Below are 14,985 nucleotides of genomic sequence, written 5' to 3'. Positions count from 1 at the left end.
AACAGGCATCCGGGGCAAAAACGGGATCCACCCCGGATGCCGGGATATTACTTGTCGTGTTCAGCCATTTTTTTCAATGTCTGGTACCGTTCCTTGACCTCTTCTTCCATCTTTGCCCTCAGCCTTGCTGACTCTTCGGGAAAGCTTTTTTCAAGGGAGGCGAACCGGTTTTCATCGGACAAAAATCCCTGGAGGGTTCCGTCCGGAGCCTTGGAATCCAGGATAAAGGGGTTTTCTCCCCTGGCCTTTAACCCGGGATTGTACCTGAACATGGACCAGAAGCCTGAATCCACGGCCAGCTTTGCCTCCAGCTGGGTTTTTCCCATACCCTTCCGGATGCCGTGGTTGATGCAGGGGGCATAGCAGATGATCAGGGAAGGTCCGGGGTGGCGTTCCGCCTCCACAAATGCATTTATGGTCTGCTGCTTGCTCGCACCCATGGAAATGGAGGCCACATAGGCATGTCCGTAGGTGATTATCATCCGGGCCAGATCTTTTTTAATGATCTTTTTTCCCGTGGCCGAGTATTTTGCAATGGCGCCGGTGGGCGTTGCCTTTGACGACTGGCCCCCGGTGTTGGAATAGACCTCGGTATCCATGACCAGGATGTTGATGTCGTCCCCGGAGGCCATGACATGGTCCAGCCCCCCGTATCCGATATCGTAGGCCCATCCGTCTCCGCCCAGGATCCAATGGGATTTCTTGACAAAGAGATCCTGATTTTCAAAAATATCTGTGAGCAGATCGTTTGAATTCTCCGCCTTGAGCAGGGTTCTGAGCTGGTCGCCGAACAATTTGGACTCTTCGGCATGGTTCATATTCTCAAGCCAGCCTGCAAGCGCGGTTTTGATCTGGGGAGAAATCTTTGTTTCAAGGGCCTTTCTGACCTTGTCCGCCAGGGCGTTTCTTCGGGTATTATAGGCCAGCATCATGCCGTAGCCGTATTCGGCAGCATCCTCAAAAAGAGAGCTGGCCCATGCCGGTCCGTGCCCGTCACTGTTCACGCAATAGGGTGAAGACGGGGCGGAACCGCCCCAGATGGAAGAGCAGCCCGTTGCATTGGCAATGGTCATTCTCTCCCCGAACAACTGGGTCAATACCTTGACATAGGGGGTCTCGCCACAGCCTGCACATGCACCGGAAAACTCGAGCATGGGTTTGTAAAGCTGGCTGCCCCGGACGGACTCACGTTTCATCAGCCCGGTTTTAAAGGGAATCGTCAGGGAAAACTTATGGTTGGGGACCTGTTTCTCCTTCTGGGTGGGCAAAGGTTTCATCACCAGTGCCTTGCTCTTTGAGGGACAGATGTCCGCACAATTGCCGCAGCCCAGGCAGTCCAGGGAGTTGACCTGGATCCTGAACCGGTATCCGTCGGAAAAGGCCTTTCCCGTGGCCTTGATTGTCTCAAAACTGTCCGGTGCGTTAGCAAGTTCCCCCTCTTTGGCAATAACGGGAATAATGGCTGCATGGGGACAGACAAATGAGCATTGGTTGCATTGGATGCAGTTTTCGGCAATCCATTCCGGCACGTTGATGGCCACGCCCCGTTTTTCGTACTGGCTGGTGGAGTTGGGAAAAAATCCGTCCGGGGAAAAGGCGGAAACCGGCAGGTCATCCCCTTTAAGGGCCTGGATCGGGCGCATGATATTATCCACGTAATCGGTGGCCTTTTCCGGCGGGGCGGGCCGGCCCGAGGCCGTGGCCCATTCCTTAGGGATCGGGATTTCCACAAGACCGCCCAGGGTGGAGTCCACGGCGTTGATGTTCATCTCCACCACCTTGTCTCCTTTTTTCCCGTAGATCTTTTTAATATCCTTCTTAAGGAGCTCAATGGCCCGTTCAAAGGGAATTACATTGGCCAGTTTGAAAAAACAGGTCTGCATGATCATGTTGATGCGGTTGCCCAGGCCCACTTCAGCGGCCAGTTTAACGGCATCGACATTGTAGAACTTCAATTCTTTGTCGTGGAGGATTTTTCTCATATCCCCGGGCAGCTGGGTGTTCATCTCTTCCGCACTCCACTGGGAGTTAAGCAGAAAGGTTCCCCCGGGTTTGATTCCCTCCAGGACCTCATAGATATTGACGTAGGTGGAGTTATGGCAGGCGATGAAATCCGCCTCGTTCACCGAGTAGGTCGACTGAATGGGGGCATCCCCGAATCTTAGGTGGGAGATGGTGATCCCGCCGGATTTCTTGGAGTCATAGGCAAAATAGCCCTGGGCGTATTTATCTGTATTGTCTCCAATGATTCTGATGGCGCTCTGGTTGGCGCCCACGGTTCCGTCGGAACCCAGACCCCAGAATTTGGCACTGATGGTGCCCTGGGGGGCCGCAGTAAATCCTTTTTCCACTTCCAGGGAGAGATGGGTCACATCGTCGGTGATTCCCACAACAAATTGTTTTTTGGGTTCAGCCGCCTTTATATTGTCATACACGGCTTTGACCATGGGGGGAGTGAACTCCTTGGAACTCAAACCGTATCTTCCGCCCAGGATGGTGGGAATTGTTTTCCCGGATTTGATAAAAGCGGCACAGACGTCCATATAAAGAGGTTCGCCCAGGGACCCGGGTTCCTTGGTCCGGTCCAGAACGGAGATGGAAGAAACCGTGGCCGGAAGAGCGTCCAGAAAAGCCTGGTCGTCAAACGGTCTGTAGAGACGGACCTTGACAAGCCCTACGGACTCCCCGTCCTTAACCAGCTTATTAACGGTTTCCTCGATGGTTTCGCATCCGGATCCCATGGCTACAATCACATGCTCTGCCTTGGGATCTCCCACGTAATCAAATAAGCCGTAGGACCGGCCGGTGAGTTTGCCCACCTTTTCCATACAGATCTTTACAATCCCCGGGACTTTTTCATAGTAGGTATTGGCAGCCTCCCGGCACTGAAAGTAGATGTCCGGGTTCTGGGCCGTTCCCCGGGTATTGGGGTTTTCCGGATTGATGGCCCGTTTTTTAAACTCTTTTATCTTTTCCCAGTTGACCAGGGTGGCCATGTCTTCATAATCAATGACCTCGATTTTCTGGATCTCATGGGAGGTCCTGAATCCGTCATAGAAATGCAGAAAGGGAACGCTGGCCTCCATGGTCGCCAGGTGGGCCACCAGGGCGAGATCCATGGTTTCCTGGACCGAGTTGGATGCCAGCATGGCAAAGCCGGTCTGCCGGGCGGACATGACATCGGCCTGGTCGCCGAATATGGAGAGGGCGTGGGCGGAAAGTGCCCTGGCCGTGACATGGAAGACACAGGGCAGCAGCTCTCCTGAAATTTTATACATATTGGGGATTTTGAGCAAAAGGCCCTGGGAAGCGGTAAATGTGGTCGTCACGGCTCCGGCCGTGAGAGCCCCGTGGACCGCGCCGGCCGCGCCGGCCTCCGACTGCATCTGCTTGATGTTCAGGACCTGTCCGAATATATTTTTTCTTCCCTTGGCTGCCCAGGAGTCTGCAATTTCACCCAAAGGGCTTGAAGGGGTGATGGGATAAATGGTGGCAGCTTCGCTCATTCCGTAGGCCACATGGGTCGCCGCCGTATTTCCGTCTATTGTCTGCATCTTTTTATTCATCAAACCACCTTTTGAGATAGATTAACTGCGCGAAGAACTGATGTTGGAGTGCCGGCCGGGAACCCGCAGCTTCGGGTCCAACCGCCCTTGCTGCCAGGAGTCAGTATCAACATTTTCAGCAGGTTCTGCACGAGTCTTTTAAAACCGTTCCCGGCCGGCACTTCATCTAGTCTGATTCACAGGGGTTAAACACTATGTTCCCAGAATTCAATCATCCGCTTTGCCAGAGATTCCCGGTAGGCATCCCAGTCGTGGATCGGTTTTCTGGCCAGTCCCTCTTCAACGGCGGCCTTGGCCACGGCCACGGCTTCCCATTCGATTACCCTGGGGTCAAAGGGCGTGGGCACGATATACTCTTTGCCGAAGGTGAACTGTCTTCCTTCGTAGGCATCATTGACCACCTGGGGAACCGGTTCTTTGGCAAGGGCGGCAAGGGCCCTGGCTGCGGCGATTTTCATCCCTTCCGAGATCCGGGAGGCCCGGACGTCCAGGGCACCCCTGAAGATAAAGGGGAATCCCAGGACATTGTTGACCTGGTTGGGAAAATCAGACCGGCCGGTTCCCATGATGATGTCATCCCGGGTTGCTTTTGCCACGTCATAGGAAATTTCCGGATCCGGGTTGGCCATGGCAAACACAATGGGATCCCGGGTCATGGATTTGAGCATCTCCGGTGTGACCGCATCTTTCTGGGACACGCCCATGAAAACATCCGCCCCGTCCATGGCTTCGGCCAGGGTCCGTTTTTCCGTGTCTGCGGCAAAGAGATCCTTATACTTGTTCATCCCCTGGGTCCGGCCTTTGAAGATGACCCCCTTGGAATCGCACATGATGATATTTTCCTGTTTAACGCCCATGGCCATGAAGAGTTTGGCACAGGAAATTCCGGCGGCGCCGGCACCGTTGAAGACTACCTTGACCTCTTCTATCTTTTTTCCGTTGATCTCCAGGGCATTGATAAATCCTGCCGCAGAGATGATGGCCGTTCCGTGCTGGTCATCATGGAAGATGGGGATATCACACATCTCGATGAGTCGTTCTTCTATTTCAAAGCACTCCGGGGCCTTGATATCTTCCAGGTTGATCCCGCCGAAGGTGGGTTCCATGGTTTTTACCAGGTCAATGATTTTTTCAGGGTCCTGGGTATCCAGTTCAATGTCAAACACGTCAATATCTGCAAAACGTTTAAACAGGATCCCCTTTCCTTCCATGACCGGCTTGCTGGCCAGAGCCCCCCGGTTACCGAGACCCAGGATGGCCGATCCGTTGGAAACCACGCCGACAAGATTTGCCCGGCTGGTGTACTTATAGGCTTCATCGGGATTGGCATCAATGGCCAGTACGGGATTGGCCACCCCCGGGGAGTAAGCCTTTGCCAGATCAGCCGCAGTCTTGCAGGCCTTGGTAGGCACAACCTTGATTTTTCCGCATACAGGTTCCGAGTGATACTTAAGTGAATCACATTCAAAATTACTCATTTTTCTCCTTATAGCTCTTCTTAAGAACTTAATTTCAATAGTCACATGTCAACTTGGGTTTCCGCTCCGTGGTACCGCATCTACATTAAATGCAGGGGAGAAAATTCCATTCATGTTTTAAAGAACGGCTGCTCGTTACAGACCAGCCCCTTCCATTGCCTTTGAACCGGTAACGATCTCGCTGATATGGCAGACCCGGGTACTCAGTCCTTTTCTTCGCACGCCGTGGGAGAGCTGAATCATGCAGGCCGGACAGGAAGTCACCAGAAAATCGGCTTCCGTCGAAGCCAGATTTTCCATTTTCCGGTCCAGCACCTTCATGGACAGTTCATAATGGGTCAAGGCGTATGACCCGGCTCCTCCGCAGCACCAGTCGGCTTCGGGCATTTCCCTGAATTCAATGCCGGGAATCCCTTTCAGGATTTCACGGTTTTCCTTGGAAATCCCCTGGCCCCTTACCGCATGGCAGGGATCATGATAGGTGACCACAACCGGGGTCTGGCGTTCCGGGGAGGAGCATTGGTTGGTAAAGAGAAATTCCACCATGTCCTGAACCTTGGGCATCTGGGTTTTGATCCGGTTCAGGTTGGCCTCATCTCCCTCAAAAACTTTTTCATAGTGCTTTAAAAATCCGGCACAACTTGAACAGTCTGTGACAATGACGTCAAAAGACTGGTCCGCCAGGACATCGAAATTTTTAAGGGCCAGTTTCTGTGCCGCATCAATGTCTCCGTATGTCCAGGGTGGCAGGCCGCAGCAGCAGTTGTTGAGAACCGTGACGCTTTTGCCGATACTCTTGAGAAGTTTGAAACTTTCTTGGCCGGCTTCCTGCTGGATGATATCGATCCCGCATCCCACAAAATATCCGATTTTAAGGGAAGCTCCCTCGCCCTTATACTCGCCGGGCTTAATCTGCCCCCGAAAGGGTTTGGTGGGAAGTTTTTCAACGATGTTCTCGGCCTTGTGCAGATCCCTGCCCAGAACCCGTAAAAGGCCGACGGCCTTGGCCACTTTGGAGAGGCCCGAGTTCTTTCCAAAGGCTGCGGCCCGTGCGGCCATGTGCAGACGGTTGGGATAGGGAAGCAACTGGTCAAACAGCAGTTTGTGAATGGGCTTTCTGCCCACTTTTTCCAGATATTCTGCCCGGCCTTTTATGATGAGGTCGGCCGTGGGCACGGCGCCGAAGCAGTTTGCCGTACAGGCTCCGCATCCCAGGCAGTTGAACAGCGGCTCTTCCAGTTCCTTGCTCCATTCGACACGATCCTCAATAATTCCCCTCATCAGTGCCAGTCGTCCACGGGCAACGCCGGACTCATGGCCTGTTGAGCGGAATACCGGACAGGCCACCTGGCAGAAACCGCATTTGTTACATTGTGAAATTGCGTCGTATTCTTTGGTAATATCCATTAGGGCATCCCCTCCAGTTGGTTTTAAATGTTCATTGCCCCGGTCTTGGGCATACGGCCGGGTGAGAAAAGAGATTCAGGATCCATGGCGTTTTTGATTTTGTGCATCACACCCCATTCCGGCCGGGCGACTTCTCCGTAAATATCCTGTTCCCGGCGGAAACCCTCCGGCGCCTTTTCAAGCTGAATATGGCCGCCCCAGGCCATGGCCTTTTGGGTGGTTGAGGCCCAGTCGCTTGTCCCCAGTGAATCCAGGCCGGCAAAGACCCTGGCGCATCCAAAATCCAGGATCCAGCTTGAGGGCATCAGGGGGGCAATTTCCTTGATCATATCCGGCATCTTCTGGGTGATGCCGGCGGCTTTTAAACCATAGGGGGAGGTTCCCAGGTCCTTGAAAGCCTCTTTCAGGTATCCGTCAACGAGATCATAATCCCGTGATTCCCCCGGGGTCAGCCCGGACCGGCCAAGCAGGCTCTGGCATTTTTCAACCTGGTGTTCGACCACCATGGAAAGGCCTTCAAAACCAACGACAAGTTCCCATTGGTCCGGGAGTTTGCCGGAAGGATCTTCCTTGGGCACCGCAGCGATAAAGGCGGGGAAGAGGTTGGCATTCATGAGTTCAAGGGCGGCATTGGAACAGGCATTCAAATTACCGGTTCCCAGTGCTGACCGGCAGAGTTCGGGCCGGGTACAGACTCTCCAGGTTACCTCGGTGATCAACCCCAGGGTTCCATTGCTTCCGATCATCAGCCGGGTCATATCGTATCCGGCTACATTTTTCACCACCTTGCCGCCGGCGGAGATGATCCTGCCCTGGCTGTCAATAAATTGAAGTCCCAGGGCAAAATCCCTGGGCGCGCCGTAAAACATCCGTTCCGGGCCGGAAACGCCCATGGCGGCAAGGGCCCCAATGGTGGAATCGGCATGGAAACCGGGCGGGCGGACCGGCAGCCACTGATTTTCTTTGGCCAGAAGAGCCTGGAGCTCGCTCACACTCATGCCCGTACCCACGGTGATGAACTGGTTGGCCTTGTCATATTCGATGATATCTTTCATGTCCAGGGTGGAGACCGGGGTCAGGTCCTTGTTTTCAAGGTTGCCGTAATGATTGAAGTGCCCGGCGCCCATGGCCATGACGGATTTCCCCGATGCCGCAGCCGCCTTGACGGCTGCCATGGCTTCCGGAACGCCTTTTCCCGATGCCCCGCCCAGGCGTTTTAAAACAGTGGGCTCACCGGGCGGTAAAGGTTGTCCGGGCGTTTTTCCCAGGGGGATTACCTTATTGGGATTGAGGATATTGTTTGGATCAAAGGCGGATTTGACCGCCCGCTGGGTGTTTAAATCGTCCCCGGAAAAGATCATGTGCATGGCAGGCTGTTTTTCCCGGCCGATGCCGTGTTCGCCGGAGATGGTTCCTCCCAGCTCAACACAGGCGTTCATGATCTCCCATCCGGCCTTGTGAACCTGTTCCAGTTCCTTTGGGTTTCTTGAATCAAACAGGAGCAGGGGATGGAGGTTGCCGTCTCCGGCATGAAACACGTTGCCCACCCTGCATTCGTATCGTTCGGCGATTTCCTTGACCTGTTCCAGGGCCTCGGGCAGACGGGTCCTGGGCACGCAGGCGTCGTTGACCAGGTAATTGGGGGCCAGCCGGGCAATGGCGCCGAATGCACCCCTTCTTCCCTGCCAGAGTCGATCCCTTTCTTCCTGGTTCTTGGCGGTTTTGATGCTTCTACAATTGGTGGCCATGCAGATCTCCTGGATCTGGTCTGCCTGTTCCTTGAGTCCCACGATCATGCCCTCCACCTCAATGATCAGGACCGCGGCGGCATCCGTGGGATACCCGCAGGGGGCATTGGCCTCGACGGCCTCGATAACCGTGGCATCCATCATTTCAAGGGTATTGGGTACAATGCCGGCGGAGATGATCTTGGAGACGGACTGGGCCGCAGACTGGATATCGTCGTAGACGGCCAGCATGGTGATGACGGACTCTGTCTTGGGCAGGGTTCTCAGGGTGAGTTCGGTGATAATGGCCAGCCCGCCTTCGCTGCCCACCATCAGGCCTCTTAGGTCAAACCCCGGAGGATCCAGGGCCGGACCGCCGATCCTTACAATTTCTCCGTCGGCCAGAACCGCTTCCATGCCCAGGATATGGTTGGAGGTCACCCCGTATTTCAGGCAGAGGGGCCCCCCGGAATTTTCTCCTGCATTGCCCCCCAGGGTGGATACCTTCTGGGAGGCCGGATCCGGGGCGTAAAAAGCCCCTACCTTGGCCAGGGCCTGCTGGACTTCCAGGTTGGTCACCCCGGGCTGGACAACGGCATACCGGCTTTCCGGATGAATTTCCAGGATTCTATTGAAACGGGATAAACAGATGACAAGACCCTCGGTAACGGAGATGGTCCCCCCGGACAGATTGGTGCCGAACCCCCTGGGGATAAAGTCCACCCCGGCTTTAATGGCTGCCTTGACCGCCTGGGATACTTCCTCTGTATTGGCCGGAAAGACCACGACCCCGGGATTCCCCTTTACCAGGGAGGCGTCATAGGAGTAGAGTTCAATACCGGTACTGGTCAGGGAAACATGAGATTTCCCGACGATGGATTCCAGTTCACGTATAAAATTTTCATTGACCATAGCTTTTCCTCAACTGGACAGGATGGTTTCACCTGCCTGGATTTTCTTAGAGTTTATTCCACTGAACCGCCAGGAATGCACCCTTGTCCGGGTGATTCCTATTTCCGTTTTCTTCAATTTTAGGGGCATCAGAAATGGAATCCTCCTTTTGAAAATGAATTGCCGTTTTTACGACAGGATCGGCTGGAACAAGGGAGCGCATTTCATCGGGAGATCTGAAAAATATCTCCTGAAACAGGGTATGCCCGTTTTTTGCTTTTTGGCGCCTGCGGTCAGCCCATGGGCTGAGACTGTTAAGGGTTGTCAATACGATGCACCCGCCTTTCCGGGTAACCCGGTTGAGTTCATCAACCGCCTTTTTTGCATCCAGGACAAATTCAATGGCCGTCATGGAGAGAACCTTGTCAAATATTTTATCTTCAAAGGGCAGGGCGCACATGTCTGCACAAATTCCGTTAAAGTTTTTTTCCATGGATCGGTCCACCGCCATCCTCAGCATGGGTTCGGAAAGATCGACTCCCGTAACCCTGGGCCCCCTGGCCATGACATCCCGGGTGAATATGCCGGTTCCGCACCCCACATCAAGTATGGTCTCCCCCGGAAGAGGATCAAGGAGTTCCAGGAGCAGCTCTGATTCGTATTTTTTGATCAACCTGCCCGGAGGAGTCTCAAACCAGGCGTCGTACTTGGTTGTCCATGAATCAAAGAGTGCGAATGATTTTGTTTCCGTCATTTCGGTCAGATGTTTCTCCACATCAGATTCAGATCGCCGCAGAACCCGATCTGCACCTGTGTTTAAGTAACTGAGGTGATTTTACTCTGTAAGGTGGCATTTTTGTCATGCCTGTCATCGATCTTCAGATCAACCACAATACGCCTGGCCCCTTCATCAAGGTGGGCCTGGCGCACTTTTTTGATCAAATCAAACAGGGAGTCGAGATCAGGGGTTTCAATGGCCGTGGAGAGTCCGCCCACACTGTAAGTATAGCCCGACTCCTTAATGACCTGGATCCCTTTTCTCACAAACCTTCCCAGGCTTGTTCCCTCTTCTCCCACCGGGTATACGGATACTTGTGATAAAATCATGATTCCTCGCTTTGGAATTAAAGAAAAAAGGTTTGTTTCCCTATTGGCTCATCCATATACGGATGAATAGTTTCAAGTTTAAGTAATCGGTGGCAGGACCCCGGTCCCAGGATTTCGGGGCCCTGCCATGGTCATAACCGTCCGGAGCTTAGGCGGATTCTGCCGCCTTGATTTCAGCCATGGTGTTCAGGATCTGCATGGCATTCTCATATACAGGGGTATCCACCATTTTGCCAAGATAGGTAACAGCAGCGGAGCCCTTTGCAATTCCCTCTTCCTCAAACACTTTTTTGACCCCTTCGGCCCATTCAATGGCATCGGCGGAAGGAGTGTAAATTTCGTGGGAAGGTACGATCTGGCTGGGATGAATGAGCATTCTTCCTTCATATCCCATCTGGTGGCCTTCTTCGGTGCTCACTTTAAAGGCTTCCTTATCCTGGAAGGCAACAAAGGGGCAGTCAATGGCAACGCATCCGGCGGCCCGGGCGGCAACGGCCGTGTAGAAACGGGCATAGAGCTGCTCCTGTCCCTCGGAGGTCAGGGTTACCCGCATGTCCTTGGTGTAGTCCACGGCACCGAAAATCAGGGAATTGACCCTGGGGCTTGCCGTTGCGGCGGCATGGGCATTGATTACCCCTTTGGCCGTTTCAATGAGCAGCTGAATGGAAACCGAACCCACGGGCATTCCCCTGCGCTGTTCCAGTTCTTCCAGTTTCCAGTCCAGGCGCTGAACATTTTCCGCGCTGCCGCATTTTGCCAGGCATACACCGTCAAGACCCGGATAGACAATGGCTTCAAGGTCGTCGTTGGTCATCTCGGTTTCCCAGTTGTTGATCCGGACATAGAGATATTTTGATTTCATTGAGCTCCGGCTGGAATCCAGATACTCCTTGATCTTTGCCCGGCCTTTGGCTTTTTCCGCCGGGGGTACTGAATCTTCCAGATCCAGGGTCAATATATCGGCTTCCAGTTCCACAGATTTACCGACCATTTTTTCATTATTGCTCGGTACATACATTACAGATCTCATAACTGCCATGATACGCGTCTCCTTTTTATTATGCGTTAATCAGTTCTTTAATTTTGGGGGCAATCTCTTCAGGACTTCCAACAATGTGGGCACCGGCCTCGGTCAATGCCTTCATCTTGCCCTGGGCCGTTCCCCGTCCTTTTTCAACGATGCTGCTGGCATGGGAAAACCGCATTCCCTCAGGGGCCCAGGCCCCTGCGATAAATACAACCAGGGGTTTTGTAAACTCGCCCTTGGCCACACATTCGGCTGCCTCTTCTTCAAGGGTGCCGCCGATTTCTCCGAAAATTGCCACGGCCCGGGTCTGCTCGTCTTTTTCATACATCTTGAGCACATCGGCCATGGTCAGTCCCAGCACAGGCTCCGTGCCGATGTGCATGGCCGTGCTGATGCCGAGACCGGCCACCTTGAGTGCCCAGGGCACGGTGCCGGATTGTCCGCCGCTGCGGGAGATAACCCCCACGGGGCCGGGATCAAACAACGCCCGGGCCCAGTCCAGGCTTCCGCCCAGCCAGCCGATGGCGGCCTTGCCCGGGCTGATCAGCCCCAGGCTGCCGGGGCCCAGAAGTTTGACATCATTGGCCAGGGCATACTGGACCATCTGAATAACATCCTGGACCGGAATCCGTTCCACCGGGGATACGATAAATTTGATGCCGGCGTCAATGGCCTCATAAACGGCGCTTTTCAGGGCCGGGCCCGGAATAAAGGTTACAGCGGCATCAATTTCTCCCACCTGTTTGATGGCCTGCTTGATGGTATCAAACACCGGGATTCCGTGGACCTCAGCTCCGCCGCGGCCCGGGGTCACCCCGGCCACGACCTGGGTACCGTATGCCTTCATGAATTCAGAACGCAGGGAGCCTTCCCTTCCGGTCAGCCCCTGCACGACAACCTTTGTATTTTCATCCAATAGTATAGACATCTTATCCCTCTTAATTTGTTCCGTGTCTCTGCCTGTAAGCGTCAAGTCCTTCGATGGGAGCCTCAATGGTGATGGCTCCGTTGCCCCTGAACCAGCATTCGTATTCGCATGCCAGGCATTCCGTTCCCTTGCGTTCCAGTTCTTCAGCGGAACCGTTTGCACAGACTTTGCCGTCTTTTAATTCAAGAATCCCTCTGCTGAAGGTTTTACAGGCATCCACACAGGCATGGGTGGTGCAGCCCTCACATTTGGATTCATCAATGATAATTTTTATTGTTCTTTCGTTAAATTCCATTTAATTATCCCCCTGTGATACAGACTGGTCCTTTTTGTATTCATCCACCAGGGCCTTGACCCGGCCTGCAATGAACGTGGCGTCATAGACCCGCTCCCGGTCGTAGATTTCAATCCGGGCGTCCAGATCGGCCAGCCCCTCTTTTAAGATTTCCTGGGATTCCTTTTCCTTGTTGCCGCACAGGAGCAGTACCGCCGGAAAGCCCGGTTTCTTGGGCAGCTCTTCCCTCAGGGCCTTGACAAGGCCGTGGGCGTGGTGCCATTGTTCCTGGTTGGCCATCATAAAGCCGGCAAGAAAATAGGCATCAATGCCCGGCTGGGACAGGATCAGCTTTGTGGTCCGGTAGACCTTGGAAGCCGTGGGGTTTCCTGAGGTGTCGGCATAGTCGGCGATCTTCAGTCCCACTTTATTGAGGGCATCCATTCCGATCATGGCGGCACCGCCGCCGATTCCGTGGTATCCCACATAACCGCCCTTGGCCACCACTTCAGGGGGCGTCATTTCAGCTACATAGCTGGTTCCCCTGAAATCGCTGGCTTCAAAGGACCATCCAATGAGATCGAACTCCGTGGGTTCTTTCAGGAATTCTCGACCGATTTTTATTCCCATTTCCGGGTGTCTGAAAAGGGCCTGGTCATCCACGGCCATGCGGCAGTCCGCCGCAATGACCCTGCCGTCGGCCGTCAGCACCAGAGGATTGATTTCCAGGGTCCGGCAGTCCAGTTTCTGGAACATTTTGAAGAGTTTAAAGATGATATCGGCAACCTGCCTTAGGGGCTTGCCCGCAACCCCCATGGAAGCGGCCATATTAAGGGTGTCGTAGGGCATCAGTCCCTTGACCACGTCCACGTTCAGTGTGGAGATCCTGTCGCTGGATACGGATTCAATGTCCATGCCGCCGTCGGGGCTGAACATCAATACCGGTCCGCGGACTTCCTGGGCAGAGTTGATGATGATGCCCACATAGAATTCCTGGACAATGTCCAACTGCTCTTCGACCAGGACCTGTTTCACTTCCAGTCCCTTTATGTCCATTCCCAGGATCTCCCGGGCTCTGGCTTCGGCCTCATCCGGGGTGTCGGCGAATTTGACGCCGCCGGCCTTTCCCCTGCCTCCTGCATGCACCTGGGCCTTGACCATGACAGGTCTTGCCAGTTTTTTTGCCGCTGCCTTTGCCTCTTCAGGAGTGCTGGCAACGATCCCCTCGGGGATGGGGATTTTCGACTGCTTGAAAAATTCTTTTCCTTGATATTCTAGAAACTTTGCCATTTAACCTCCATAACCAAAATATTGATTTTATCCTTGTTTGCTTTGTGGCTGATGAATAATTTGCACCATCCGTTTTTGTCATTGGCAATTTGGATCGATTTTCATCTGGTCTGACCTGATCAAATAAAAAAGCATATTCCCAAATCATTGTCAAATACTTTTTAAAAAAAAGCCAATAAATACCAATATTTTATTTAAAAACGAACGGTTGGATTTCCGGGTCTTCTCCTCCCTTGGTGGTGAGGGCCTTACGATTGGCTGGTCTTACCAGATGAATAATAAGGGGCGTGATCCGGCTTATTTTCCAAGCTCATCCCCCTGCCTGAGTCCGGCGTTTTCCATGAATTCCCGGGCCGGTATCTTCTTGCTTCCCCGGGGCTGAACAACCCTAACGCAGATAGATCCGTCTCCGGTGGCCACGGTGAAAGAGTCGTCCGAAATCAAGATCACCTTCCCGGGATTTCCTGTCCCTGTCCCCTTTCGGGCGTCAAATATCTTACATTTCTCACCTTTAACCCGGGTGACTGCCCCGGGACTCGGGTCGGAACCGCGGATGAGATCATAGATTTTCTGGGTTGAGCAGGTCCAGTCGATGACCGTATCTTTATCGCTGATGACAGGCTGGAAAGAGGCCTTGGTTTCATCCTGGACAAGTGATTTTACCTCTCCTTTCCGAATCTGTTCCACGGCCTGGGCCATCATCCTGACCCCCATGGGGTAGAGTTTTTCAAAATAAAGGCTTTTTACCGTATCATCGGGGGCGATTTCTACTTTTTCCTGGAGAATGATGGGTCCGGTATCCACTCCCGGATCCACAAAGTGGACACTGACCCCGGTTTCGGCTTCACCGTTGATGACGGCCCAGTTGATGGCCGAGCCGCCCCGGTATTTCGGCAGAAGGGAAGGGTGGTAGTTAATGCCGCCCAGGGGGGCAAGGTCAAGCATTTTTTCCGGAACAAAGGCGGTGACAAAGGCCAGCACCAGAAGATCCGGCTGAAGATCTTTCACCCAGGAGACGACTTCAGGCGGTTTGAGCAGCCGGGATTGAAACAGGGGCAGGTCATTTTCCAGGGCCCACTCTTTGACCGGGTTTTTATGGGCCGGGTTGGGGGAGTCGGGGATTGTGATCACCCCGGCGATCTCTTCTCCCTGTTTGATAAGTGCTTTTAGTACATCTCTGCCAAAGGGGGCCTGTCCGATAAAGACGATTCTCATGTTGACCTTCCTTTCTCTTCCTGGAGAATTAAAAACAAAGCCTTGGCAGGATTAATCTGACCAAGGCTTTGTTAT

The 14,985-nt window shown here is 53.6% G+C and carries 11 protein-coding genes; all 11 read right to left on the bottom strand.

The genetic code is table 11. The features are described 5' to 3' along the window. Positions 1-47 precede the first annotated feature (47 nt). The 11 genes from nifJ to F608_RS0106480 all read right to left on the bottom strand — a co-directional run bounded on the left by nifJ (position 48) and on the right by F608_RS0106480 (position 14,910). A complete protein-coding gene (nifJ, locus tag F608_RS0106530) occupies positions 48-3,566 on the bottom strand; it encodes a pyruvate:ferredoxin (flavodoxin) oxidoreductase (RefSeq protein WP_022664815.1) in 3,519 nt (1,172 codons plus the stop codon). 185 nt (positions 3,567-3,751) lie between these two features. Further along, on the bottom strand, positions 3,752-5,044 hold the full coding sequence (locus F608_RS0106525) for a malic enzyme-like NAD(P)-binding protein (protein WP_022664814.1): 1,293 nt from the start codon (positions 5,042-5,044) through the stop codon (positions 3,752-3,754). Between the two features lie 135 nt (positions 5,045-5,179). Continuing rightward, complete coding sequence (locus F608_RS0106520; protein WP_022664813.1) at positions 5,180-6,451, bottom strand: (Fe-S)-binding protein; 1,272 nt, start codon at positions 6,449-6,451, stop codon at positions 5,180-5,182. Between the two features lie 23 nt (positions 6,452-6,474). After that, positions 6,475-9,090, bottom strand: a complete 2,616-nt coding sequence (locus F608_RS34480; protein WP_022664812.1) for an FAD-binding oxidoreductase — start codon at positions 9,088-9,090, stop codon at positions 6,475-6,477. Between the two features lie 46 nt (positions 9,091-9,136). After that, the gene (locus tag F608_RS0106510; RefSeq protein WP_033398078.1) at positions 9,137-9,823 is read right to left on the bottom strand and encodes a class I SAM-dependent methyltransferase; all 687 of its coding nucleotides are present in this window, start codon (positions 9,821-9,823) and stop codon (positions 9,137-9,139) included. A gap of 62 nt (positions 9,824-9,885) precedes the next feature. After that, entirely contained in the window at positions 9,886-10,176 is a 291-nt protein-coding gene (locus F608_RS0106505) for an MTH1187 family thiamine-binding protein (protein ID WP_022664810.1), read from the bottom strand. 148 nt (positions 10,177-10,324) lie between these two features. After that, on the bottom strand, positions 10,325-11,215 hold the full coding sequence (locus F608_RS0106500; protein WP_022664809.1) for an HpcH/HpaI aldolase/citrate lyase family protein: 891 nt from the start codon (positions 11,213-11,215) through the stop codon (positions 10,325-10,327). Between the two features lie 19 nt (positions 11,216-11,234). Then, entirely contained in the window at positions 11,235-12,131 is an 897-nt protein-coding gene (locus F608_RS0106495; RefSeq protein WP_022664808.1) for a succinate--CoA ligase subunit alpha, read from the bottom strand. Between the two features lie 10 nt (positions 12,132-12,141). Next, on the bottom strand, positions 12,142-12,426 hold the full coding sequence (locus F608_RS0106490; RefSeq protein ID WP_022664807.1) for a hypothetical protein: 285 nt from the start codon (positions 12,424-12,426) through the stop codon (positions 12,142-12,144). Next, complete coding sequence (locus tag F608_RS0106485; RefSeq protein WP_022664806.1) at positions 12,427-13,695, bottom strand: ATP-grasp domain-containing protein; 1,269 nt, start codon at positions 13,693-13,695, stop codon at positions 12,427-12,429. It lies immediately after the preceding gene. Positions 13,696-13,992: 297 nt separating this feature from the next. Then, the gene (locus F608_RS0106480; protein WP_022664805.1) at positions 13,993-14,910 is read right to left on the bottom strand and encodes a methionyl-tRNA formyltransferase; all 918 of its coding nucleotides are present in this window, start codon (positions 14,908-14,910) and stop codon (positions 13,993-13,995) included. Between the last annotated feature and the right edge of the window lie 75 nt (positions 14,911-14,985).

It is taken from the genome of Desulfospira joergensenii DSM 10085 (assembly GCF_000420085.1).
GTDB lineage: Bacteria > Desulfobacterota > Desulfobacteria > Desulfobacterales > Desulfobacteraceae > Desulfospira > Desulfospira joergensenii.
This window is presented reverse-complemented; position numbering and strand designations above follow the sequence as displayed.

What these genes read in the sequence shown, in the direction of transcription:
- nifJ (WP_022664815.1), bottom strand. Translation starts at nt 3,566, where the DNA reads ATGAATAAAAAGATGCAGACAATAGACGGAAATACGGCGGCGACCCAT.
- F608_RS0106525 (WP_022664814.1), bottom strand. Translation starts at nt 5,044, where the DNA reads ATGAGTAATTTTGAATGTGATTCACTTAAGTATCACTCGGAACCTGTA.
- F608_RS0106520 (WP_022664813.1), bottom strand. Translation starts at nt 6,451, where the DNA reads ATGGATATTACCAAAGAATACGACGCAATTTCACAATGTAACAAATGC.
- F608_RS34480 (WP_022664812.1), bottom strand. Translation starts at nt 9,090, where the DNA reads ATGGTCAATGAAAATTTTATACGTGAACTGGAATCCATCGTCGGGAAA.
- F608_RS0106510 (WP_033398078.1), bottom strand. Translation starts at nt 9,823, where the DNA reads ATGACGGAAACAAAATCATTCGCACTCTTTGATTCATGGACAACCAAG.
- F608_RS0106505 (WP_022664810.1), bottom strand. Translation starts at nt 10,176, where the DNA reads ATGATTTTATCACAAGTATCCGTATACCCGGTGGGAGAAGAGGGAACA.
- F608_RS0106500 (WP_022664809.1), bottom strand. Translation starts at nt 11,215, where the DNA reads ATGGCAGTTATGAGATCTGTAATGTATGTACCGAGCAATAATGAAAAA.
- F608_RS0106495 (WP_022664808.1), bottom strand. Translation starts at nt 12,131, where the DNA reads ATGTCTATACTATTGGATGAAAATACAAAGGTTGTCGTGCAGGGGCTG.
- F608_RS0106490 (WP_022664807.1), bottom strand. Translation starts at nt 12,426, where the DNA reads ATGGAATTTAACGAAAGAACAATAAAAATTATCATTGATGAATCCAAA.
- F608_RS0106485 (WP_022664806.1), bottom strand. Translation starts at nt 13,695, where the DNA reads ATGGCAAAGTTTCTAGAATATCAAGGAAAAGAATTTTTCAAGCAGTCG.
- F608_RS0106480 (WP_022664805.1), bottom strand. Translation starts at nt 14,910, where the DNA reads ATGAGAATCGTCTTTATCGGACAGGCCCCCTTTGGCAGAGATGTACTA.